At 58.8% G+C, this 22,307-nt stretch carries 21 protein-coding genes and 1 tRNA gene; 15 read left to right on the top strand and 7 right to left on the bottom strand.

The genetic code is table 11. The annotated features are described in order from the left end of the window. Positions 1-81 precede the first annotated feature (81 nt). Complete coding sequence (locus ACR0E2_RS03625; protein ID WP_254443822.1) at positions 82-612, top strand: hypothetical protein; 531 nt, start codon at positions 82-84, stop codon at positions 610-612. An 11-nt stretch (positions 613-623) separates the two neighbouring features. Here ACR0E2_RS03625 and ACR0E2_RS03630 read toward each other — a convergent pair. From ACR0E2_RS03630 to pdxH, 4 genes are all read right to left on the bottom strand, one after another. After that, positions 624-700: transfer RNA gene (locus ACR0E2_RS03630), tRNA-Pro, on the bottom strand. A gap of 43 nt (positions 701-743) precedes the next feature. Next, the gene (locus ACR0E2_RS03635; protein WP_152458086.1) at positions 744-1,211 is read right to left on the bottom strand and encodes a DUF192 domain-containing protein; all 468 of its coding nucleotides are present in this window, start codon (positions 1,209-1,211) and stop codon (positions 744-746) included. Between the two features lie 5 nt (positions 1,212-1,216). Next, the gene (locus ACR0E2_RS03640; RefSeq protein WP_174829352.1) at positions 1,217-1,723 is read right to left on the bottom strand and encodes a cold-shock protein; all 507 of its coding nucleotides are present in this window, start codon (positions 1,721-1,723) and stop codon (positions 1,217-1,219) included. A gap of 142 nt (positions 1,724-1,865) precedes the next feature. Then, positions 1,866-2,471, bottom strand: a complete 606-nt coding sequence (gene pdxH, locus ACR0E2_RS03645) for a pyridoxamine 5'-phosphate oxidase (RefSeq protein ID WP_152459861.1) — start codon at positions 2,469-2,471, stop codon at positions 1,866-1,868. Positions 2,472-2,606: 135 nt separating this feature from the next. On the opposite strand from pdxH, the gene fabI reads away from it, so the two are divergent. From fabI to trpE, 5 genes are all read left to right on the top strand, one after another. Next, on the top strand, positions 2,607-3,413 hold the full coding sequence (gene fabI, locus ACR0E2_RS03650; RefSeq protein WP_480445223.1) for an enoyl-ACP reductase FabI: 807 nt from the start codon (positions 2,607-2,609) through the stop codon (positions 3,411-3,413). 4 nt (positions 3,414-3,417) lie between these two features. Then, positions 3,418-3,927, top strand: a complete 510-nt coding sequence (gpt, locus tag ACR0E2_RS03655; RefSeq protein WP_152458089.1) for a xanthine phosphoribosyltransferase — start codon at positions 3,418-3,420, stop codon at positions 3,925-3,927. Between the two features lie 21 nt (positions 3,928-3,948). Beyond that, positions 3,949-5,124 (top strand): aminotransferase, encoded by a 1,176-nt coding sequence (locus ACR0E2_RS03660; protein ID WP_480445224.1) that lies wholly within the window; start codon positions 3,949-3,951, stop codon positions 5,122-5,124. 80 nt (positions 5,125-5,204) lie between these two features. Continuing rightward, positions 5,205-7,046 carry a peptidyl-prolyl cis-trans isomerase gene (locus ACR0E2_RS03665; RefSeq protein ID WP_480445226.1) on the top strand — a complete coding sequence of 614 codons (1,842 nt, stop codon included), beginning with the start codon at positions 5,205-5,207 and terminating at the stop codon, positions 7,044-7,046. Positions 7,047-7,057: 11 nt separating this feature from the next. Further along, positions 7,058-8,569, top strand: a complete 1,512-nt coding sequence (gene trpE, locus ACR0E2_RS03670; protein WP_480445228.1) for an anthranilate synthase component I — start codon at positions 7,058-7,060, stop codon at positions 8,567-8,569. 58 nt (positions 8,570-8,627) lie between these two features. Here the strand turns inward: trpE and ACR0E2_RS03675 are convergent, their stop codons facing one another. Then, a complete protein-coding gene (locus tag ACR0E2_RS03675; RefSeq protein ID WP_480445229.1) occupies positions 8,628-10,061 on the bottom strand; it encodes a divergent polysaccharide deacetylase family protein in 1,434 nt (477 codons plus the stop codon). Between the two features lie 198 nt (positions 10,062-10,259). Here ACR0E2_RS03675 and ACR0E2_RS03680 point away from each other — a divergent pair, with 198 nt between their 5' ends. The 6 genes from ACR0E2_RS03680 to lexA all read left to right on the top strand — a co-directional run bounded on the left by ACR0E2_RS03680 (position 10,260) and on the right by lexA (position 15,085). Then, a complete protein-coding gene (locus tag ACR0E2_RS03680) occupies positions 10,260-10,841 on the top strand; it encodes an anthranilate synthase component II (protein WP_171228258.1) in 582 nt (193 codons plus the stop codon). Then, a complete protein-coding gene (gene trpD, locus ACR0E2_RS03685; protein WP_171228257.1) occupies positions 10,838-11,857 on the top strand; it encodes an anthranilate phosphoribosyltransferase in 1,020 nt (339 codons plus the stop codon). The genes ACR0E2_RS03680 and trpD overlap by 4 nt, the downstream gene beginning before the upstream one ends. Further along, entirely contained in the window at positions 11,854-12,666 is an 813-nt protein-coding gene (trpC, locus tag ACR0E2_RS03690; RefSeq protein WP_480445230.1) for an indole-3-glycerol phosphate synthase TrpC, read from the top strand. The genes trpD and trpC overlap by 4 nt, the downstream gene beginning before the upstream one ends. Then, entirely contained in the window at positions 12,666-13,139 is a 474-nt protein-coding gene (moaC, locus tag ACR0E2_RS03695; protein WP_480445231.1) for a cyclic pyranopterin monophosphate synthase MoaC, read from the top strand. Before trpC ends, moaC begins: the two co-directional genes overlap by 1 nt. After that, positions 13,136-14,308, top strand: a complete 1,173-nt coding sequence (locus ACR0E2_RS03700) for a molybdopterin molybdotransferase MoeA (RefSeq protein ID WP_480445233.1) — start codon at positions 13,136-13,138, stop codon at positions 14,306-14,308. Before moaC ends, ACR0E2_RS03700 begins: the two co-directional genes overlap by 4 nt. A 78-nt stretch (positions 14,309-14,386) precedes the next feature. After that, the gene (gene lexA, locus ACR0E2_RS03705; protein WP_152458099.1) at positions 14,387-15,085 is read left to right on the top strand and encodes a transcriptional repressor LexA; all 699 of its coding nucleotides are present in this window, start codon (positions 14,387-14,389) and stop codon (positions 15,083-15,085) included. Here the strand turns inward: lexA and ACR0E2_RS03710 are convergent. Further along, positions 15,079-17,127: a ComEC/Rec2 family competence protein gene (locus ACR0E2_RS03710; RefSeq protein WP_480445234.1), complete on the bottom strand. Its 2,049-nt coding sequence runs from the start codon at positions 17,125-17,127 to the stop codon at positions 15,079-15,081. The two genes, lexA and ACR0E2_RS03710, sit on opposite strands and share 7 nt — an antisense overlap. Positions 17,128-17,205: 78 nt before the next feature. Between ACR0E2_RS03710 and gltX the strand changes: the two genes are divergently transcribed. Continuing rightward, complete coding sequence (gene gltX, locus ACR0E2_RS03715) at positions 17,206-18,606, top strand: glutamate--tRNA ligase (protein WP_480445235.1); 1,401 nt, start codon at positions 17,206-17,208, stop codon at positions 18,604-18,606. A 121-nt stretch (positions 18,607-18,727) separates the two neighbouring features. Then, the gene (gene gltA, locus ACR0E2_RS03720; protein WP_171115733.1) at positions 18,728-20,023 is read left to right on the top strand and encodes a citrate synthase; all 1,296 of its coding nucleotides are present in this window, start codon (positions 18,728-18,730) and stop codon (positions 20,021-20,023) included. Positions 20,024-20,158: 135 nt separating this feature from the next. On the opposite strand, the gene ACR0E2_RS03725 is transcribed toward gltA, so the two are convergent. Continuing rightward, a complete protein-coding gene (locus ACR0E2_RS03725; RefSeq protein ID WP_480445236.1) occupies positions 20,159-21,226 on the bottom strand; it encodes a PA0069 family radical SAM protein in 1,068 nt (355 codons plus the stop codon). A gap of 270 nt (positions 21,227-21,496) precedes the next feature. Here ACR0E2_RS03725 and ACR0E2_RS03730 point away from each other — a divergent pair, with 270 nt between their 5' ends. Continuing rightward, positions 21,497-22,195 (top strand): corrinoid protein, encoded by a 699-nt coding sequence (locus ACR0E2_RS03730; protein WP_152458104.1) that lies wholly within the window; start codon positions 21,497-21,499, stop codon positions 22,193-22,195. The last annotated feature ends 112 nt before the right edge of the window (positions 22,196-22,307 follow it).

Raw genomic sequence — 22,307 nt, forward strand, 5'->3', positions numbered from 1 at the left:
AATTTCCGCCGACGTTTTGCGCTCTCAAAGTGAATTCCCGTTTTTACCAGCATAGTTATCTGGATTTGATCAACCAATGGCATGCTGGTTACCTTGAAAGGGAATCAATACCGTCCGGGCAAACAGACCTGCGCCATGTGCCGAACGGTTTACCCAAGAGCGAGGGAGTTCAAGCGAATGAAGTTGTTTCATTTTTTCCCGGCCATGGCCTGCATCGTTGCATGCGCACCACAAGATGTGCCCATCCCGTCACGCAGCGCACAGTTTGAATCCTTCCCGAAACGGCTGTTCGATACTTTTGAAACCAGTTGCTCGGGCCCTGGCGAGTCTTTCAAAAAAACCGGGAACGAAGTTTTTGAATGCAGTGAGTTCCTGCCCCCGAAGGCGACAGCTTTTCTGATTCTGAACTACGACGGACATCCGCAGGAACTGCCCCAAAGCGTCATGCGACTTACGTCAACAAAAACAAACGCAGGGTATCGCGTGGACGCGCGTGTTTTCTTCCACGTCCCGCAAAAAACCGGTGCGGCAGTTGAAGTTCCGGTCGAAAGTAAGGTTTTGAATCAAGCCATCAGCGAGCTCTACCAGACAATGGGTGGCTCGCCGAATTAGCTTGATGGAAGTGGTCGGGGCGGCAGGATTCGAACCTACGACCCCCTGTACCCAAAACAGGTGCGCTACCAGACTGCGCCACGCCCCGGACCGTGCGCCTTCCTAACGACGCCGATCTGATTTGAAAAGCCCTAACAGGGCCAAATTGCAGGTCCTTGCGAAAAAATTTCGTGCTTCATCTGTGTCCCGGGCCCGATGGAGTAGCGCGCGGACAATCCTGCATTGATTTCAAGCACCGCATATACGGAATCGCCCCCTTCAATCGGCGTAAGATCACCCGGAATCGCCCCTTCATGCACACGCGTCACCAAACCGGTGCGATCGAGAAAAACCATATCGAGCGGGATCAGTGTGTTCTTCATCCAGAAAGCAACGGGTTGAGGCGGATCAAAGACGAACAGCATACCGGATCGAGCCGGCAACGATTCGCGAAACATCAAACCGCGGGATCGCTCTTGCGGAGTAACGGCGACTTCCACGTTAAATTGCACGGTCGCACTGTCATTTCTGAGTGTGACACGATCCGATCTGCAAGCAGCAGCGGCAACTCCTGCCCACAACGTTACGAATATGGTCAAGAGTATCCGAAGCCGTTTCATCCGGTTCAGCTATCCAAAGCCGCTTCCCAGGCCAGAACCTGCGCGGCCATCCGACCACGCTTGCCGTCGATCACCCTCATGGCCAGAGCTTCACCTGGTTGCAGATCGGCAAGACCCGACCGGCGCAATACCTCGATATGAAGGAATACGTCTTCATTTCGCCCAAAGACATTGGCAAATCCGAAACCCTTGCCTTTGTCGAACCATTTCACCCGTGCGGCTTCCAGCGGCGCCTTTGCGATAGCCTCCGGATCCAGCTCGGCGAAATCGGCAAGCATCATCGAGTCGGTCCGCGCCGGCGGATCAATCGCAACGACCTCGACCGCTTGAACCCCTCGGTCCGTGCGGTGAGTCATGATTTCAATGCTGGCGCCATCCGCAACCGAACTCTGGCCGTAATTGCGCAGAACATTCACGTGCAACAGAATATCCGGGCCGCCCTCTTCGGATACAACAAAGCCATAACCCTTGGCAGGGTCGAACCATTTTACGTGTCCACGGACGCGGTACATGTTGTTCAGGTCTTCTGGCACGGTTTTCCCATCGCGAATTTCAACAGTTCGTTAAGGGTTTGTTGTTTATGGGAATGGCAGGCAAATTCAAGCTGAAAAAATCGTTTATTTTCTGCCTGTTGCATTTCACGACACGTGAACGTCATGGATTCAACCTTTCAACATGCCATGCCGATCCCGGCTCAATTCGTTGCCATCTGAACCGGTCATGCAAGCGGAACGCTCCATCGGCCCAGAACTCAATCTCGGTGGGCGTCAATCTGTACCCGCCCCAAAACGGCGGACGCGGTGGATTTGGCCCAAGTTTCGCCGTCACTTTCGCGACCTCTGCCATCAAAGCTGCCCGGCTTGAAAGCGGTTGAGACTGCTTTGAAGCCCACGCGCCCAGTCGGCTTTTCAATGACCTTGATGCATAATACTCATCTGCTTGGGGCCCATTTTCACGACGTATTGTACCACGAACACGAAGTTGACGCCGCAAAGATTTCCAATGCATCACAAATGCAGCTTTTCCGGCGGCATCCAGTTCCTTGGCCTTGGCGCTTTCGTAGTTCGTATAAAAAACAAACGAGTCCGCTTCGATTTCCTTGAGCAACACCATGCGTGCATTTGGCAAGCCATCCGGATCAACGGTTGCTAGCGCAATCGCATTCGGGTCGTTCAATTCGGTTTCTTCAGCCTCGGCAAGCCACCGGGCCGCTATTTCAAACGGATCGGAGCCAGCAAAGATGCCATCACGCTCGGTCATTTCCATCCCCTGGAAAGTATTAACGACGAACCTAAGGCGAGAACCCGCTGCGGGCAAGAGCGCACGGCCTTGATGCAACGCAACCAATGGCATAAACCAACTCAACATAACGCGAAGACAGGCGGAGAACCGAACATGTCAAATCAGTTGATGGCCGGCAAACGCGGCCTCATCATGGGACTGGCCAATGACAAATCAATCGCATGGGGAATCGCCCGCGCCTTGTCGAATGCCGGGGCCGAGCTGGCCTTTTCCTATCAGGGCGAGGCTTTGAAAAAGCGCGTCGATCCGCTGGCGGCACAATTGGGCAGCGAAATCGTTCTGCCCTGCGACGTCAGTGACGAAGCATCCATCGACGCGCTTTTTGCGGCACTGGAAGAGAAATGGGGCAAGCTGGACTTCGTCGTCCACGCCATCGGCTTTTCTGACAAGAACGAGTTGCGCGGTCGCTATGTCGACACCAGCCGCGCGAACTTCAAACTGACGATGGATGTGTCGGTATATTCCTTTACAGCCGTGATGCAGCGTGCCGAAAAGATGATGTCCGAGGGCGGCAGCGCTGTGACCCTGACCTACTACGGCGCCGAGCAGGTCATGCCGCACTATAATGTCATGGGCGTCGCCAAGGCCGCGCTGGAGGCGTCGGTCAAGTACCTGGCTGAGGATCTGGGCAAGGATGCCATCCGCGTAAACTCGATCTCGGCCGGCCCGATCAAGACGCTGGCCGCCAGCGGCATCGGCGATTTCCGCTATATCATGAAGTGGAACGAATATAACTCGCCCCTGCGCCGCAACGTGACGATTGATGACGTCGGCAACTCGGCGCTGTACCTGCTGTCGGATCTGTCCAGCGGTGTCACAGGTGAGAATCTGCATGTGGATTCGGGGTATCACATTGTCGGCATGAAGGCAGTTGACGCCCCGGACGTGGAAAAAGGTTAAGAACATGAGCGCCAAGGACCGCCTGCCCCACGAAAAAGGCTTTCATATCAGCTGGGACCAGATTCATCGCGATTCGCGAGCACTGGCCTGGCGTCTTGACGGACAAGGTCCCGATGATGGCAACTGGCGGGGTGTTGTCGCGATCACGCGCGGCGGCATGGCGCCTGCGATGATCGTCAGCCGAGAACTGGACATCCGTACGGTCGATACGATCAGCGTGCGTTCATACCACCATCAGGAACAGGGTGAGGCAGAGGTGCTGAAATCTCCGGACGCCGACCTGATGGGTGACGGAACCGGTATTCTGATCATCGACGACCTGGTCGACAGCGGAAAGACGTTGGAACTGGTTCGGGACATGTACCCGAATGCCCATTTCGCGACGGTTTACGCCAAACCCAAGGGCCGCCCGATGGTGGATACCTTCATCACCGAAGTCAGCCAGGACACATGGATCTTCTTCCCATGGGATATGGCCCTTCAATATGTCGAGCCGTATCGCGGCACCGATTGATTTCTGATTAGTAGACCGCTCATGACGCTCAGCCGTACCGCCGCAACATTCGCACCTCCGGTGATGGAGGCGCGCCGATGGGTCGAGGGCGTTGCCTTCCCATCCGACCGCCCGTTGATCAACGTAAGCCAGGCGGCCCCGGTTGATCCGCCGCCGCTGGCCTTGCGGCAGGCTATGGCCGAGTTTGCTGTGCGCGAAGACAGCGCGCATCTTTACGGCCCGGTATTGGGCAATGACGATCTGCGCACCGAACTGGCGGCGCAGATCAGTTCTCACTATGCGGCGCAGGTAGACGCACCTCGGATCGCCATCACCTCGGGCTGCAATCAGGCGTTTTCGGCCGTTATATCGGCGATCACCGGCGAAGCGGATGAGGTCATTCTGCCAACCCCATGGTATTTCAACCACAAAATGTGGCTGGATATGGCCGGAGTACAGTCCGTGGACCTGCCGACCGGCGATGATCTTTTGCCCGATCCAGAGCGTGCACGCGGATTGATTACCGACAAGACACGCGCCATTGCGCTGGTCACGCCCAACAATCCGGGCGGCGTCGAATACCCTGCCGAACTTGTCAGAGCCTTCTACAACCTGGCCCGTGAAACCGGGATCCGCCTGATCGTCGATGAAACCTATCGCGATTTCGACAGCCGCAGCGGCCCCCCGCATGATCTGTTTCAGCAACCCGGGTGGGACGAAACGCTTATCCATCTTTACTCTTTCTCCAAGGCTTATCGTCTGACGGGTCACAGGGTGGGTGCCGTCGCAACAAGCCCGGCCTTGTTGGCCGAGGTCGAGAAATTTCTGGATACGGTCGGCATTTGCCCGGGCCAGATCGGCCAGTTCGCAGCGTTGTGGGGTATGCAAAACCTGTCGCAATGGCTGGCCGGCGAGCGTGACGAAATTCTTGACCGCCGCGCAGCCATTGCAGAAGGGATGCCGGCGCTTGAAGCCCGGGGGTGGCGGCTTTTGGGGCTTGGCGCCTATTTTGCCTATCTCGAACATCCGTTCGACATGCCGTCCGACGAGCTGGCGCGCCGTCTGGTCAAGGAAGCTGGCGTGCTGCTGTTGCCCGGAACCATGTTCATGCCGGATCATGACCCGGCTGGAAAACGGCAGGTGCGCATTGCTTTTGCCAATCTGGATCGGGCCGGGCTGGGCCAATTGTTCGACCGTTTGCAGGCCCTGTCCTTCTAAGCTTGCCCCTCGGCGGTGTGCGTCGTATTCAGGGCCGCAACCGACAGGGCAGAACTCTGCCGAAAAAACAAGAGGGCATCATGGCCGCAGGCGCTAAAAGTCTTTCGAAAACCTTTGTCTGGATTCTGATGGGCCTGCTGATGCTGGGCCTTGCGGGATTTGGCGCGGTCAACCTCAGCGGGACGATCCGCACAGTTGCGACAGTCGGCGACGAAAGCATCTCGGTCGACGACTACGTGCGCGAATTGCAGCGTGAGATCCGAGCGGTAGAGGCACAATCCGGGCAACCTTTGCAGATGTCGCAAGCCCGCGACCTGGGTCTGGACCGAAACGCCCTTGTCCGCCTGACCGCTTTGGCGGCGCTGGACAACGAGGTCGGTCAGCTTGGGATTTCCATCGGCGATGAGAACCTTCAGCAAGAGATCATCTCGATCCCGGCATTTCAGGGTGTCAACGGAACTTTTGACCGTGAATCCTATCGCTTTCAGCTGGAACAGGTCGGCATGACCGATTCCGAATTCGAATCCGATCTGCGCAAGGAATCCGCCCGAACCATCGTGCAGGGCGCAATCATGGGCGGCGTGAAAATGCCGGCAACGCTGACGGACACGATGATCGATTATATCGGCGCGCGGCGCAGCTTTACGGTTGCAACTGTTGGAGCGGAAGCGCTGGATACACCTGTGGCCGAACCAACGGACGCACAGATCCAGGCATTCTATGATGACAATGGGGACCAGTTCATGCTGCCCCGCACCAAGCAGCTGACTTATGCGATTCTGTCGCCTGCAATGTTGGTGGACACGGTCGACATCGACGAAGACGCGCTGCGCAAGCTCTATGAAGAACGAAACGACGAATACAACCAGCCCGAACGCCGTCTGGTCGAACGTCTGAACTTTCCAAGCGAACAGGCCGCCAAGGACGCTTTGGCGCAGCTTGAGGTTGGCGGCACAACGTTCGAACAGTTGGTTCGGGATCGCGATCTGGAACTGAATGACATTGATCTGGGCGACGTGACGCGTGAGGATCTGGGCGAAGCGGCGGACGCTGTTTTTGCGGCCGAGCTTGACACAGTCGTGGGCCCGTTGCCTTCGGTGTTCGGTCCGGCCCTGTTCCGCGTCAACGGATCACTGGCCGCGAACACTGTTCCATTTGAAGAGGCCGAGCCGGCACTTCGCGAAGAGTTGGCGACTGAACGCGCCCGTCGTCTGATCGAGGCGCAATCCGAAGATATCAACGATATGCTGGCGGGCGGTGCCACGCTGGAAGAACTGGCGGAAGAAACCGAAATGGAACTGGGTCAGATCGACTGGACTCGTGACAGCGACGAAGGCGTTGCGGCCTATGACGGATTCCGAGCGGCCGCAGAAGCCGTTCAGGAAGGGGATTTCCCTGAAATCGCCTTCCTCGAAGACGGGTCAATTTTTGCCCTGCGCCTAAACGAGGTTCTGCCGCGTCGCCCGGAACCGCTGGAGAGCGCGCGCGACCGTGTCGCCGAGGCCTGGCAACAGGCCGAGATCAACAAAGCCCTGCGCGAAAAGGCAGATGCCATTCTGAACCAACTGGCACCTGACGGTGATTTCGCAGCCACCGGCCTGCCCTTCCGCGTCGAAAATGCCCTGACCCGCACAGCGTTTCTGGATGATGTTCCAGCCAATTTCATGAACGAAGTTTTCGCGATGGAACCGGGTGAGCTGCGCGTTGTTTCGGGTAATGGTGCGGCTTGGATAGTGCGTCTGGATGAAACCCTGCCGCCGGCGGATACTGATGAACTGCGTCAGTTGCGTGATGCCCTGAGCTCGCAGATGGATCAGGCTCTGGCACAAAATATTTTCAACGCCTACGTACGTGACGCCCAGACCCGGGCGCGCCCCGTGGTGGATCAACAGGCGCTGAACGCCGTGCAGGCGAGCTTTTAAACGAGACAGATATGGCCCTGACACCCGACTTTGAAACCTTCGCGCGCGCCTATGAGGCGGGCGAAAACCAGGTTGTATATACGCGTCTGGCCGCCGATCTGGACACACCTGTTTCACTGATGCTCAAGCTGACGGGCGCGCAGAAAGATGCGTTCATGCTGGAATCGGTGACAGGCGGTGAGGTTCGTGGCCGCTATTCGATCATCGGCATGAAACCTGATCTGGTCTGGCGCTGTCACGGGGAAACCTCGGAACTGAACCGTTCGGCCCGTTTCGATGCCGAGGCGTTCTTGCCCCAAGATGGCAACCCGATGGACAATCTGCGGGCGCTTCTTGCCGAAAGCCGCATGGAATTGCCCGATGACCTGCCACAGGCCGCTGCCGGGCTGTTCGGGTATCTGGGTTATGACATGGTTCGGCTGGTGGAACACCTTCCGGATGTGAACCCTGATCCACTGGGTTTGCCTGATGCGATCATGCTGCGCCCGTCTGTCATCGCGGTGCTGGATGGGGTCAAGGGTGAAGTGACGGTGGTTTCACCCGTCTGGGCCAGCGACGGCCAATCGGCCAAGGCGGCCTATGCCCAGGCGGCTGAGCGTGTGATGGATGCGGTCCGCGACCTGGAACGGGCCATGCCCGCGGAAACCCGCGATCTGGGCGACGCGCGCGAGGTCGCCCCGCCGGTGTCGAACTTCACCAAATCCGGCTATATGGAGGCGGTTGAAAAGGCCAAGGAATACATCCGCGCGGGTGACATCTTTCAGGTTGTCCCGGCTCAACGCTGGACGCAGGATTTTCCGCTGCCGCCTTTTGCACTCTACCGATCCTTGCGGCGCACGAATCCGTCACCCTTCATGTTCTACTTCAACTTCGGCGGTTTTCAGGTGGTGGGCGCAAGCCCCGAAATCCTGGTGCGTGTCTTTGGCAACGAAGTCACCATTCGCCCCATCGCAGGCACGCGCCCACGCGGCGCGACGCCCGAAGAAGACAAGGCGAACGAGCTGGATCTGCTGGCCGACAAGAAAGAACTGGCCGAACATCTGATGCTGCTGGATCTGGGTCGCAACGATACCGGTCGCGTGTCAAAGATCGGAACCGTGCGTCCGACCGAAGAGTTCATCATCGAACGCTACAGCCACGTGATGCACATCGTATCAAACGTTGTAGGCGAACTGGCCGAAGACAAAGACGCGTTGGACGCATTCTTTGCCGGTATGCCGGCAGGCACGGTCTCGGGCGCGCCAAAAGTGCGCGCGATGGAGATCATCGACGAGCTGGAGCCTGAAAAGCGCGGCGTTTACGGCGGCGGCGTCGGCTATTTCAGCGCGGGCGGAGACATGGACATGTGTATTGCCCTGCGTACCGCCATCGTGAAAGATCAGAAACTCTATATCCAAGCCGGTGGTGGTGTTGTTTACGACAGCGACCCCGAAGCCGAGTTTATGGAAACTGTTCATAAATCCAACGCCATACGGCGCGCGGCGGCAGATGCCGCCCGGTTCACCGGCAACGGAAACGGGTAAAAAAACAGGGGCGACCGATCAGATGATCACCGCCCCTTTTCTTTGCATTCTGCGCGGGTCACTGCACCTGTTTCATCATGACGGCCGAGATCGGAGCCATTGCCACGCGGTTGCCCCGATCTTCCAGCCCCCACAGCAACAGGGCTGAAATCGTCTCGGGACGCACGCGTCCCAGCATGACCACTGCCCCTTCCTGACCCGCACGGAACGCGGCCTGATCCAGGAATCTGCGCATGATTTTCGGATCCTGCCGTGCGCCGTCGATATCGCGGAAAACGACACTGGACGGAATTCCGTTTCGCGCCGCCAGTTTCTGCACGGTGTTGAGCCCATTGTCCTGCGTAATCAGCCCCCGGCCGGTTCCCGCAGCAATCGCGGCGACCTGATCAGCCAGTTTGCGATTGCCCTGAATCCCACTGTTCACGCCCTCCAGAATACCAACCGTTTCCGGCAGGGTATCCAGCCACACCGACAGCGACACCTCGGCGTCCTGCGCGCTTGCGGCCTCGGGCAGATCCGCCAGGGCCAGCACCTCGAACCCGGCCTTGCGGTGACGGGCCATCTTTTCTGCCGCGTCTGGATCCGATGGATTCACGGCAAAGCTGATCGGATAGGGAAAGTCCTGCAACGCCTCGGACCCGAATGCGCCCTCGTCATCGATCAGAATGATGGACATCAGCGGCTTGGCTTCGGGGTTTTCGAACTTTGCCGCAAAACGCTCGATCGGCTTGGTCGATTTCGGCTGTTCGGCCGAGGCCTGTTCCACGACGGGCTCATCATCCCGTTCCGTCAGCGGAACGACGCGTTTTCCGATGATCGAGCTGGCACTTGCTTTCTGCTCACCCCCGATCTGGGGCAGCGCAGCGATGCGCGGAAGTTCGCGAGGCATGGTGTCTTCATCCCCTTCCACGGCAATCGGGCTGTTTTCAAAGGGGTTCTGTTCTTCGGCTTCCGTCGAATCTGGCTCCGGCTCTGGCGCGGCCCGTGGCAGAGGGTCTGGTTCGGGCGCAAGCGCGGCCACCTCGGTGTTCTCGGGCTCTGCCGGCGGGGCCGGTGTTTCATCAATGACGGCAGGCAGCGCATCGTCCGGCTGAATTGCGGGAACCTGACTTGGCTCTGGCAGGGCGGCGGGTGCTTCGATCACGAATGACACTTCATTTGCACCGGCCGCTTCCGGTTGGTTCAGCGCGTCCGTTGCCGCGCCGACAACCGGCTGGGAATCGATTGACGTTTCCAGCCCCGACAGATCGGCCAGATCCTCGCCGGCGTCATCGGCGGCTTCTGGCGCACGCGGGGCAAGTTCCACCAGATCGGCGTCAGAACCGGCGTCTGCCACTTCCGCCGGAGCCTCGGGCGTTTCAGAAATCGTCGGCGCCGGTGCTTCGGTTGCAACAACCGGGGTATTCACCATCGGCGTCTTGAGTGACACAACCGCACCCAAGATCAAAACAACGATCGCGCCCGCGACCATTCCTCCGAAAAATCCGCCCATTTTCCTGCCTTTCGCCTCTTTCCTCTGCCTCGTCCAGCTCTGCGCCATCTGGTGTGGCGCTCGGCCAATTGAACGCGTCAGAAACGGTATGTCCTCTTGACGCTGCCGCTCAAGCCTGAGCATGTATGTGCGGACATTATACCGTGGCCCGGGGCTGCATCGCCAGCCCGAAATGCCCAAGCGAAGATAAGTGCCCAAATGCTGCTGCTGATCGACAACTACGACTCGTTTACCTACAATTTGGTACATTATTTAGGCGAACTTGGTGCCGAAATGGTCATTCGCCGAAATGATGCGCTGGATGTGCAGGAAGCGATGGCCATGAACCCCGCCGGCATTCTGCTGAGCCCCGGCCCCTGCGATCCGGATCAGGCGGGGATTTGCCTGGCACTGACGGAAGCGGCCGCTGAAACCAAAACGCCGCTATTGGGGGTTTGCCTGGGCCATCAGACCATTGGCCAGGTGTTTGGCGGCAAGGTCGTTCGATGCCACGAGATCGTTCATGGCAAGATGGGCACGGTGAAGCACACCGGCAAGGGGGTGTTTGCCGGTCTGCCCTCACCCTTTGAGGCAACGCGCTACCATTCGCTGGTGGTCGAGCGCGAGACCCTGCCCGATTGCCTGGAGATCACGGCCGAGCTGGATGACGGCACGATCATGGGATTGCAGCACAAGGAATTGCCGATCCACGGTGTGCAGTTCCATCCCGAATCCATCGCATCCGAGCACGGTCACGCCCTTCTCAAAAACTTCCTGCAAGAACTGAAAGTCCCGGCATGAGCGACGCGCTGAAACCGCTGATCGGAGCCGCTGCCGATCGTCCTTTGACACGAGCCGAGGCCGAAAAAGCCTTTGCCATACTGTTCGATGGCGAAGCCACGCCCAGCCAGATCGGCGGATTGCTGATGGCCATGCGGACACGCGGTGAGACGGTCGATGAATACGCCGCGGCAGCCGCCGTGATGCGTTCGAAATGCAATGCCGTAAACGCACCCGAGGGGGCGATGGATATCGTCGGCACCGGCGGCGACGGCAAAGGCACCCTGAACATCTCGACCGCGACCGCTTTTGTCGTGGCCGGTGCCGGAGTCACGGTCGCAAAACACGGCAATCGCAACCTGAGCTCCAAATCCGGCGCGGCGGATGCATTGGGCCAGATGGGTATCAACGTCATGGTTGGCCCGCAAGTCGTTGAAAATGCGCTGAAAGACGTTGGTATCGGCTTCATGATGGCGCCAATGCACCACCCTGCGATCGCCCATGTGATGCCGTCCCGGCAGGAATTGGGGACGCGTACGATCTTCAATATTCTCGGGCCCCTGACCAACCCTGCCGGCGTCAAACGGCAATTGACCGGTGCCTTCAGCCGCGACCTGATCCGCCCGATGGCCGAAACGCTTGGCCTGCTGGGGTCGGACAGGGCCTGGCTGGTGCATGGTTCGGACGGGACCGACGAGCTTACGATCACCGGCATCAGCTGGGTCGCCGCTCTGGAAGACGGGATTGTGAAAGAGGTCGAACTGCACCCCGAAGACGCAGGTCTTCCGGTGCATCCGTTCGAGGACATCATCGGTGGCTCGCCCGAGGAAAACGCCGTTGCGTTCCGGGCTTTGCTGGATGGCGCCCCGTCAGCCTATCGTGACGCGGTGTTGCTGAATTCGGCCGCCGCTCTGGTCGTCGCCGAAGCGGCAAATGATCTGCGCGAAGGCGTGGCCATGGCTGCTGAAAGCATCGACAGTGGCAATGCCAAAAATAAAATCACGGCCTTGGCCGCCAAGACACAGGAAGCCGCATGACCGAAACCGTTCTGGACAGAATCAAAGCCTACAAACTGGAAGAGGTCGCGGCGGACAAGGCCCGGAAATCTTTAGAAACTCTGGAAGGTGAGGCACGGGCCGCCTCGGAACCCCGTGGCTTTGCCAATGCGCTGCAAAACGCCTCGCGGCAAGGCTATGGCCTAATCGCCGAGATCAAGAAAGCCAGCCCGTCCAAGGGGCTGATCCGGCCGGATTTCGACCCGCCCGTTCTTGCAAAGGCTTATGAAGAAGGTGGCGCGACATGTTTGTCCGTCCTGACCGACACCCCCAGTTTTCAGGGCAAGAAAGAGTACTTGACGCAAGCACGCGAGGCGACATCCCTGCCCGCTTTGCGCAAGGATTTCATGTACGACCCGTATCAGGTGGTCGAAGCACGCGCCCTGGGGGCGGATTGCATTCTGATCATCATGGCCTCGGTCAGTGATGATCAGGCGGCTGAACTGGAAGACACTGCATTCGATTGGGGAATGGATGTTCTGATCGAAGTACACGACGAGGCAGAGCTTGAACGCGCGGCACAGCTGAAAAGCCCGCTGATCGGTATCAACAACCGCAATCTGAAGACCTTCGAGACAACGCTCGACACGACGCGCCGCCTGTCCAAGCTGGTGCCCGCCGATCGCACCATCGTGTGCGAAAGCGGACTGGGTACACCAGACGATCTGAAGGACATTGCCCGCTATGGGGCCCGCTGCTTCTTGATCGGAGAAAACCTGATGCGCCAGGATGATGTTGAAGCGGCAACGCGCCATATCCTGTCAAACCCGCTGATCCCCGGAGTGATGTGATGCCACTGACCCATTTCGATGCCCAAGGTCAGGCACATATGGTCGATGTCTCGGACAAGAAGGTGACAGATCGCGTCGCAGTTGCCGAGGGTCACATCAGGATGGCGCCGGAAACCTTTGAAATCATTTCCGAAGGTCGCGCCAAGAAAGGCGATGTTCTGGGCATTGCCCGTTTGGCCGGCATCATGGGCGCAAAGAAGACGCCGGACCTCATTCCGCTGTGTCATCCTTTGCCGGTGACCAAAGTGGCCGTCGAGCTGACTCTTGACCCGGACTTGCCGGGTGTTCGAATCCAGGCCACCGTCAAGACCTCGGGCCAGACCGGGGTTGAGATGGAAGCGCTGACCGCCGTATCGACAGCCGCCTTGACCGTATACGACATGACCAAGGCCGTCGATAAGGCGATGGAGATAGGCGGCATTCGCGTTCTGCTTAAAGATGGCGGCAAATCAGGGCGTTACGAGGCGAAATGATTACTGTCGAAGAGGCGCGCGCCCTGTTGTTCGATCTTGTGGGGCCATTGCCGGCAGAAGAAGTCCCACTGGCCCAGTCCGCAGGGCGCGTTCTGTCGCGGGACGTCACGGCCACGCGGGATCAGCCGCCTTTTGCCGCCTCTTCCATGGATGGCTATGCAGTCAAATCTGACGAGGTCGAACTGCACGCCATGTTCAAAGTCGTGGGCGAGTCAGCCGCCGGGCGTCGGTTTGAGGGCACTGTAGGCCCCGGACAGGCCGTTCGCATCTATACCGGCGCCCCTGTGCCCGAGGGCGCGGATTTCATTGTTATTCAAGAGGATACGGACCGCCGCGGTGATCTTCTGACGATCACGGACTCACCCGGCGCCAAAACGAACATCCGACCCGCTGGCGTGGATTTCAAGGCTGGCACGTCCATATCGGCCCCGCGATTGATCCGCGCTGAAGATGTGGCCTTGATGGCCGCGATGAACATCCCTCGCGTCCCGGTTTCGCGCAAACCCGTGATCGCCCTCATCTCGACTGGTGATGAATTGGTCATGCCGGGGGAAGAACCCGGCCCGGATCAGATCATTGCATCGAACACATTTGGTCTGAAGGCGATGCTCGAAGGATTGGGGGCTGTGGTGCGCGTGCTTCCGATCGCGCGGGATACTGTTTCGTCGCTTGAAACGGCCTTTGGTCTTGCGCAGGGGGCGGATCTGGTCGTGACGATCGGCGGAGCGTCGGTTGGCGATTATGACCTCGTGTCGGACGTCTCGCAGGGGTTGGGGATGAAGCAATCCTTCTACAAGATCCGAATGCGCCCCGGAAAACCCCTGATGGCCGGTCGTATCGGCAACGCGGCGATGGTCGGGTTGCCGGGCAATCCGGTCAGTGCTATGGTATGCGGCTATCTGTTTCTGGCCCCGATGGTGCGCCGGATGCTGGGGCTTGAACAGGTGCTGCCGCCTTTCCGCACAGCCCGGCTGAGTGGTCCTTTGCCCGAGAATGGCCCGCGCGAGCATTACATGCGCGCCGTGGTGACGGATGCCGGTATCGAAGCTTGCGCAGATCAGGACAGTTCCCTTCTCAGCGTATTGGCGCAGTCCAACGCGCTGTTGGTCCGCGCCCCACACGATCCGGCGCGCGACATCGGGGAAATGGTCGAATACCTGCCGATCTGACCTGCCCTCAAATTCGTTGACACAAAACGTGAACATGCGTAGAACAAAAGAAAACGCATGAGCGACGAGGTGTGAGCGATGCTGACCAAGAAGCAATTGGATTTGCTGGAATTCATCCACAAACGCGTGCAGGCGGACGGTGTTCCGCCCAGTTTTGATGAAATGAAGGCTGCTCTCGACCTGCGATCGAAATCCGGCATTCACCGGTTGATCACCGCATTGGAGGAACGCGGGTTTATCCGCCGCCTTGCCCATCGCGCTCGGGCCATCGAGATCGTGAAATTGCCCGAAAGCCTTGGCGGCGAGCCGACGGCCGGCTTTACGCCACGTGTGATCGAAGGCGACCGGCCCAAGGGCCCGCGCCCTGCGAATGTGGAGCCTGTATCGGTGGACGCGCTCGAGCTGCCGGTCATGGGCCGGATCGCAGCCGGTGTTCCCATTGAAGCAATCAGCCATGTATCGCATCACGTGGCCGTTCCCGGCCCCATGGTTTCGGGACAGGGTCAGCACTATGCGCTTGAAGTTCGCGGCGACTCGATGATCGACGCTGGCATCAATGACGGTGACGTGGTCGTCATCCGGGAAACCTCGACCGCGGATAACGGCGACATCGTGGTTGCCTTGGTCGAGGATCAGGAAGCGACCCTCAAGCGGTACTTCCGCCGCGGCAACGCAATCGCGCTCGAGGCTGCAAACCCGGCTTATGAAACGCGCGTCCTGCCCGAAGAAAAGGTCAAGGTTCAGGGCCGGTTGGTCGGACTCATCCGCACCTATTGAGCCTGCTTGGAATGACGGTCCCCGGCAGGTTTCGGGGACCAAAGCCGATGGCCGGTCATGTCCGCGCTCGAGGTCAGCTTTCCGTTCGAAACCGACAGGCTGCCGGTTTCGTACAACCGTTCCGGATCGAACACCCCGCACGATCCTTGCAGGGCAAGCGCAACAGCCGAGATGATGATCTGGTTTTCCTGACATTCATCAAACGCCCGCGCCGCCCGTTTTCCGGTGATATGGATGATCTCAAAACCCTTCAGCGGGTATCGTTGCACGATGTCGCTGTCCGGCCATCTGAGCGCCGCCTCGATCTGATCAACACCGTCTCCGTCATTTTCAAGCCAGACACCGGCGACAAACCCGCTGCCTTTGCTTTTGCTGAGGGCCCGCCCCTTGTCGGTCATGACCCCCACCAATCCGCCGTTTTCAGCGATCAGGACATCCGGTCTGTGCCCCGAGTTCCAAAGCAGAAATGCCAGGACAACAGGCACTGCTCCGGCCCACCGCGCTTGTCCCTGCCACAAGGCCATCCACAAGGCGCCGAATGCGACCAGGGGCAGGATGTACCAAGGCGGGCTGACGACAAACCCCTGCGCGCCATCAAGGTGCGACACCCAGTCCGAAACCGTAAGGATCCAATGCAACGCCCACCCCATGACGGTCAGGGCAATTGCCTCCAGTCCAAACGGGGCCAGAAGCGCCGCAACGACGGCGGCGGGCACGACAAAAAGACCCATAACAGGAACGGAAAGCAGGTTGGCCAGCAGACCGTAATGGGACATCGTATTGAAATGCGCGGCACCTATGGGGGCTGTTGCAAGGCCTGCAATTGCCGATGACATCACCACGCCGGCGACGGGCTTCAGCCAGTTTGGGCCGGGCATCGGGCCCATCTCTCGCAACGCTCCGAAGACGGCGACCAACGCTGTGGTTGCGGCGAAGGACATTTGAAATCCGGGGCTCAGCAGCGACTCGGGCCGAAGAACCAGCACGATTACGGCGGCAACAGCAACCGCGCGCAGTGAAATCGCGCGTCGGTCGATCAATACGGCCCCCAGCATGACGCTGACCATGACAAAGGCCCGTTCGGTTGCAACGTTGCCCCCGGACAACAACAGATAAAGGGTTGCGGCACAAAGCGCGAGAACAGCAGCCACCTTCCGAACCGGAAGTCGCAACGCCACGGGGGGGCACAACGACAGCCCCAACCGACACGCGACGAATACGAAGCCTGTCAGAAGCCCCATATGAAGCCCGGAAATGGCCAGCAGATGGGCCAGATTGGACGCCCGCAAGGATGATAGCGTCTCCTGCCCCATCCCGCTGCGATCTCCGGTGGTGACGGCGGCGGCAAATCCACCGATTTCACCGGGCAGAATCTGCCTGACCCGCTGCGAAATGGCCATGCGGATCGCAGTGACCCGAATGCCGTCGATCCCCTCGGTCGCTGGCGCGATGGTCATGATCGGGACGCGGGTATAGCCGACCGCGCCCAATCGTTGAAACCAGGCATGACGGCGAAAGTCGAAACCTCCGGGCTCGACCGGGCCCTGCGGCGGCGAAAGATGACCCGTGGTCATAATACGCTGCCCCGGTGCGATTGCGCCCGTTGGAACATGAACGGAAAGACGGATGCGCTGCGGCCTGCGCTCCTGAGGTACATCCCCTATGCGTACCTGATCAAGCGTCAACCGCAACGCATCCGAGGCAGACCGATCCATGGCGACGACCCTCCCCTCGACAGGGCCATAATATCGCCACGACAGTACCGGTTCTGCCACCATATGGGCGCGAACGCCTGCCAGAATGAAACCGGCAGCGATCAGCACCCCCCCGATTGCCAACGTTCCCACCCCCGGTGGCAGCCGGCGGCGCAAGGCGACAAGAGCGATTCCAAGACAGACAAGACCGGCATAAACTGACCAATCCGGTTCGACGCGGACGCCGAAATAAAGACCAATCCCCGTCGCCAGAAAAACCGGCGTCCAAGGGAAAAGGTAACCTGTCTGGTGCAGCAGCGCGGCCTCGACCCGTGCAAGAACACGCATGGTTGCCCCCGTCCTTCGGGCTCGTTAGACAGGCTTCAAACTAAGCCAGATACGGTTACCAAAAGGTTAATCCTCACCATGACTGAACAGGTCGTCACTCGTTTTGCCCCCTCGCCCACCGGTTTCCTGCATATCGGCGGCGCGCGCACTGCATTGTTCAATTGGCTGTATGCGCGTGGTCGGGGCGGCAAATTCCTGCTGCGGATCGAAGACACCGATCGCGAACGTTCGACACCCGAGGCGACCGCCGCGATCCTTCAGGGCATGGCCTGGCTTGGCCTTGATCACGACGGTGATGTGATCAGCCAGTTCGAAGGGGCTGCCCGTCACGCCGAGGTCGCGCATCAGTTGCTGGCCGAGGGCAAAGCCTACAAGTGTTTTTCGACCCAGGAAGAAATCGCGGCTTTCCGGGACCAGGCGCGCAGCGAAGGGAAATCAACCCTGTTCCGCAGCCCATGGCGTGACGCCGATCCTGCGACACATCCGGATGCACCTTTTGCCATACGCATCAAGGCGCCTCAGGACGGGGTGACCGTGATCCACGATCAGGTTCAGGGCGATGTGAGCATCCGCAATGACCAGTTGGACGACATGATTCTTCTGCGCTCGGACGGAACACCCGTCTACATGCTGGCAGTCGTTGTCGACGATCACGACATGGGTGTCACCCATGTCATCCGCGGCGACGATCACCTCAACAACGCCGCGCGGCAAATGATGATCTACGAAGCCATGGGCTGGGACGTTCCGGTCTGGGCGCATATCCCGCTGATTCACGGGCCGGACGGCAAGAAGCTGTCCAAGCGCCATGGTGCTCTTGGAGCGCAGGAGTATCAGGCCATGGGCTATCCCGCAGCCGGGATGCGCAATTACCTGGCCCGGCTGGGCTGGAGTCATGGCGACGATGAGTTTTTCACGGATGCGCAGGCAAAGGACTGGTTCGATCTGGACGGGATCGGCAAAAGCCCTGCACGGTTCGATCTGAAAAAGCTTGAAAACCTGTGTGGACAGCATATCGCAATCTCGGATGATGCTGCACTGCGGCAAGAGATCGAAGCATATCTGGCCGCAGCAGACCTTCCGCCCTTTACTGAAACACAATCCAGTGATCTGGAACGTGCGATGTATTGCCTCAAGGACCGGGCGCGCACCTTCCCGGAACTGCTTGAAAAGGCTCATTTTGCACTGACAAACCGCCCGATCGTTCCGGATGAAAAGGCGGCAAAGGCACTGGCAACTGTATCCGATGGTATACTGACGGAATTGACGCCGCATCTGCAAAATGCTAGCTGGTCGCGGAACGAACTGGAGGAGGCACTGAATTCCTTTGCCGAGTCAAAGGAGCTCAAGTTCGGCAAGCTGGCCGGTCCGCTGAGGGCCGCCCTGGCGGGTCGGGCCGTTACGCCTTCGGTTTTTGACATGATGCTTGTGCTGGGACGGGAAGAAACCCTGGCGCGGCTTTCTGAAGCAGCGAAATAACCCAAGCTTCATAAACGGGTAACGCTGCTCCGCTAACACCCGGACTGCGCGTCCACGCGCAGTCATTGCCCGTATCACCGGAGGTATCTCTGGCGTGCGCATGAATGAAGAAGGGACAACCATGACCGAAAGCAACAAAACAGCCACTCTGACCGTTCACGGCAAAGAGTATGAGTTGCCTGTTCATTCTCCGACCGCTGGTCCGGATGTCATTGATATCCGCAAGCTTTATGGTCAGGCCGGCGTCTTCACCTACGATCCCGGGTTCACTTCGACCGCAAGCTGCGACAGCACCATCACCTATATCGACGGCGAAAAAGGCGAACTGCTGCACCGGGGCTATCCGATCGACCAACTGGCCGAGAAATCGCATTTCCTCGAAGTCTGCTATCTTCTGCTGTACGGAGAACTGCCGGCGGCAAAGGATCTTGAGAAATTCGAGACCACGATCACTCGCCACACCATGCTGCACGAGCAGATGCAGTATTTCTATCGCGGTTTCCGCCGCGACGCGCACCCGATGGCCATCATGGTCGGCGTTGTCGGCGCGATGTCGGCCTTCTATCACGATTCAACGGATATCTCGGACCCGCAGCAGCGTGAAATCGCATCGCATCGCCTGATCGCCAAGATGCCGACTATTGCTGCATGGGCCTACAAGTACCACACCGGTCAGCCTTTCGTGTATCCGCGCAACGATCTGGACTATGCCTCGAACTTCCTGCGCATGTGTTTCAGCGTTCCTGCCGAGGAATATGAGGTCAACCCGATCCTCAGCCGCGCCATGGACCGCATTTTTACACTGCATGCAGATCACGAACAGAATGCCTCGACATCGACCGTGCGTCTGGCGTCGTCCTCGGGGGCAAACCCGTTTGCCTGTATCGCCGCCGGCATCGCTTGCCTTTGGGGTCCGGCACATGGTGGCGCAAATCAGGCCTGCCTGGAGATGCTGGAAGAGATCGGCACCGTTGATCGCATCCCCGAGTTTATTGCCCGCGCCAAAGACAAGAACGATCCGTTCCGCCTGATGGGCTTTGGTCACCGCGTTTACAAGAATTTCGACCCGCGCGCCAAAGTGATGAAGCAATCGGCAGACGAAGTTCTTGATCTGCTGGGCGTTGAAGACAACCCGAAATTGCAGGTTGCCAAGGAACTGGAACGCGAAGCGCTGGAAGACCCGTACTTCGCCGATAAAAAGCTGTTCCCAAATGTCGACTTCTACTCGGGCATCATCCTCGAAGCGATGGGTTTCCCGACCTCGATGTTCACGCCGATCTTCGCCCTGTCACGCACTGTTGGCTGGGTCAGCCAGTGGAAAGAGATGATCGCCGATCCGCAAAACAAAATCGGCCGCCCGCGTCAGCTGTACCTGGGTGAAACGCTGCGCGATTACGTGGATATCGAAAATCGCTGATACGCGCCTCACGTCAATCTGTTTCGAAGGCCCCGGTACTGCCGGGGTCTTTTTGTTTGGGCTGAAGCAATGAGAGCGCGAAGACCCGGTGTTTTCCCGCGCAAGACAGCACCGGACAAGCCGGGGCGCATGACCTCAAAACAGGCTCAGCTGATCCCCGGGCTGCGGCGGCACCGCAAACAAGTCGCAACGCAACGGGGCCGATTTTTTGGACAGCCCCAGACGTTTGCAGGTCTTCAAGAACCTTTGAGCGATGATCCCGGCATACTCACCCTCGCCCCGCATTCTGTGCCCCCAACGCGGATCGTAATCTCGCCCCCCATGCATTTCCCGCAGTTTGGACATGACCTTTTCCGCCCGCGACGGCTCATGATCGGCAAGCCAGCCCTGCCAGAGCTGCGAGACCTCGCGCGGCAGGCGCAACATGATCCAGCTTGCGGCATCCGCACCAGCCTCTTTCCCGGCCTCCAGAAGGCTTTCCAGTTCATGATCCGTCAGCCCCGGCACGATGGGTGACGTCATGACACGCACCGGAACGCCCGCTTCCGCCAGCGTTTGGATCACGCGCAACCGCCGAAGGGGCGACGGCGCCCGTGGTTCCATCCGGCGGGACAATTCTGCATCCAACGTTGTCAGCGAAATACCAACCCGCACCAGCCCCCGGCCTGCCATGTCGGCAAGCAACACCAGATCCCGCTCTATCAGGGTACCCTTGGTGACGATCACGACCGGGTGGTTGAACTCACTCAAAACCTCAAGGCATGACTTTGTAATCATGTGCTTTTTCTCAATCGGCTGATACGGGTCCGTGTTCGTACCAATTGCAATCGGCGCGACTTTGTAGGATCTGGCGGACAATTCCTTACGCAGAACACGCCCCATGTTGGGTCGAGCGATCAGGCTGGTTTCGAAATCCAATCCTGCCGATAGCCCAAGATACGCATGGCTGGGCCGCGCAAAACAGTAAACGCAGCCATGTTCACATCCCCGGTACGGGTTGATCGACCGATCGAAGGGCAAGTCAGGGGATCGGTTATAAGTAATAGCGCTGCGCGCAACCTCTTCGCTTGTCTCGGTACGCAGCGGCGGCAATTCTTCTGCTATGTCCCACCCGTCTTCGGCGGGCGTGGTGGCAAAGCGTTCAAACCGACCAGCTTCGTTCGTCGTTGTTCCTCTTGCCTTGATCGTCCGCGCGATGTTCATGTCAGTATGTTCTTTCTTTGTTCTCGCACAAACATAGGCCTGTCGCCGATTTGGCGCAACCCCCGCCAAATCTTCGTTGGATTGAATTTAGTTGAAGAGTCTGCAGGATGATCTTGCAGACTTTTCTATCGAGCCCCCCCATTTTTTGGCTTATAGGTCGGTCCCGAAACGACCGACGTCGCAATCGTCACAGTCACGATGCGACGTTTTGGCCAAAACGGAAAAAATGCCACCACGGGTCGATGGCCCGCCCAGCACAGGGAATACCCCATGTCCGACGAAGAAGACATCGTCCTGTCCGAACTAAATGACGACGAACTGGTCGAGCAGATGTTCGACGATCTCTATGATGGCCTGAAGGAAGAGATCGAAGAAGGTACCAACATCCTGCTGGAACGCGGATGGACACCTTATGACATCCTGACCAAGGCTCTGGTTGGCGGTATGACCATCGTAGGCCATGACTTCCGCGACGGCATCCTTTTCGTCCCCGAGGTTCTGCTGGCCGCAAACGCCATGAAAGGCGGCATGTCCATTCTCAAGCCGCTGCTGGCCGAAACCGGTGCACCGCGCGTCGGCAAGATGGTCATCGGCACCGTGAAGGGTGACATCCACGACATCGGCAAGAACCTTGTTTCGATGATGATGGAAGGCGCCGGCTTCGAAGTTGTCGATCTGGGCATCAACAACCCGGTCGAAAACTACCTGGAAGCACTGGAAAACGAACAACCCGACATTCTGGGCATGTCGGCCCTGCTGACCACTACGATGCCTTACATGAAAGTGGTCATCGACACGATGGTCGAACAGGGCGTCCGCGACGATTACATCGTTCTGGTCGGCGGCGCGCCCCTGAATGAAGAGTTCGGCAAAGCCATCGGCGCGGATGCCTATTGCCGCGACGCAGCTGTTGCAGTGGAAACCGCCAAGGAATTCGTGGGCCGCAAGCACAATCAACTGGCTGGCTAAGACCCGAACAATACTGATTGAAAGGCCGTCCGATCCGGGCGGCCTTTTCGATTCTGAAGCGCCTTGTCACCGGACGATCCGGATTATCCAATTTTAAACCAAAGCAGGTCTA

This window comes from Ruegeria sp. A4 (assembly GCF_056543025.1).

What these genes read in the sequence shown, in the direction of transcription:
- trpC (WP_480445230.1), top strand. Translation starts at nt 11,854, where the DNA reads ATGACCGAAACCGTTCTGGACAGAATCAAAGCCTACAAACTGGAAGAG.
- trpE (WP_480445228.1), top strand. Translation starts at nt 7,058, where the DNA reads ATGGCCCTGACACCCGACTTTGAAACCTTCGCGCGCGCCTATGAGGCG.
- ACR0E2_RS03640 (WP_174829352.1), bottom strand. Translation starts at nt 1,723, where the DNA reads ATGTACCGCGTCCGTGGACACGTAAAATGGTTCGACCCTGCCAAGGGT.
- gpt (WP_152458089.1), top strand. Translation starts at nt 3,418, where the DNA reads ATGAGCGCCAAGGACCGCCTGCCCCACGAAAAAGGCTTTCATATCAGC.
- ACR0E2_RS03660 (WP_480445224.1), top strand. Translation starts at nt 3,949, where the DNA reads ATGACGCTCAGCCGTACCGCCGCAACATTCGCACCTCCGGTGATGGAG.
- fabI (WP_480445223.1), top strand. Translation starts at nt 2,607, where the DNA reads ATGTCAAATCAGTTGATGGCCGGCAAACGCGGCCTCATCATGGGACTG.
- pdxH (WP_152459861.1), bottom strand. Translation starts at nt 2,471, where the DNA reads ATGACCGAGCGTGATGGCATCTTTGCTGGCTCCGATCCGTTTGAAATA.
- ACR0E2_RS03675 (WP_480445229.1), bottom strand. Translation starts at nt 10,061, where the DNA reads ATGGGCGGATTTTTCGGAGGAATGGTCGCGGGCGCGATCGTTGTTTTG.
- ACR0E2_RS03725 (WP_480445236.1), bottom strand. Translation starts at nt 21,226, where the DNA reads ATGAACATCGCGCGGACGATCAAGGCAAGAGGAACAACGACGAACGAA.
- gltA (WP_171115733.1), top strand. Translation starts at nt 18,728, where the DNA reads ATGACCGAAAGCAACAAAACAGCCACTCTGACCGTTCACGGCAAAGAG.
- ACR0E2_RS03710 (WP_480445234.1), bottom strand. Translation starts at nt 17,127, where the DNA reads ATGCGTGTTCTTGCACGGGTCGAGGCCGCGCTGCTGCACCAGACAGGT.
- ACR0E2_RS03700 (WP_480445233.1), top strand. Translation starts at nt 13,136, where the DNA reads ATGATTACTGTCGAAGAGGCGCGCGCCCTGTTGTTCGATCTTGTGGGG.
- ACR0E2_RS03625 (WP_254443822.1), top strand. Translation starts at nt 82, where the DNA reads ATGCTGGTTACCTTGAAAGGGAATCAATACCGTCCGGGCAAACAGACC.
- ACR0E2_RS03635 (WP_152458086.1), bottom strand. Translation starts at nt 1,211, where the DNA reads ATGAAACGGCTTCGGATACTCTTGACCATATTCGTAACGTTGTGGGCA.
- trpD (WP_171228257.1), top strand. Translation starts at nt 10,838, where the DNA reads ATGAGCGACGCGCTGAAACCGCTGATCGGAGCCGCTGCCGATCGTCCT.
- lexA (WP_152458099.1), top strand. Translation starts at nt 14,387, where the DNA reads ATGCTGACCAAGAAGCAATTGGATTTGCTGGAATTCATCCACAAACGC.
- ACR0E2_RS03730 (WP_152458104.1), top strand. Translation starts at nt 21,497, where the DNA reads ATGTCCGACGAAGAAGACATCGTCCTGTCCGAACTAAATGACGACGAA.
- ACR0E2_RS03680 (WP_171228258.1), top strand. Translation starts at nt 10,260, where the DNA reads ATGCTGCTGCTGATCGACAACTACGACTCGTTTACCTACAATTTGGTA.
- ACR0E2_RS03665 (WP_480445226.1), top strand. Translation starts at nt 5,205, where the DNA reads ATGGCCGCAGGCGCTAAAAGTCTTTCGAAAACCTTTGTCTGGATTCTG.
- gltX (WP_480445235.1), top strand. Translation starts at nt 17,206, where the DNA reads ATGACTGAACAGGTCGTCACTCGTTTTGCCCCCTCGCCCACCGGTTTC.
- moaC (WP_480445231.1), top strand. Translation starts at nt 12,666, where the DNA reads ATGCCACTGACCCATTTCGATGCCCAAGGTCAGGCACATATGGTCGAT.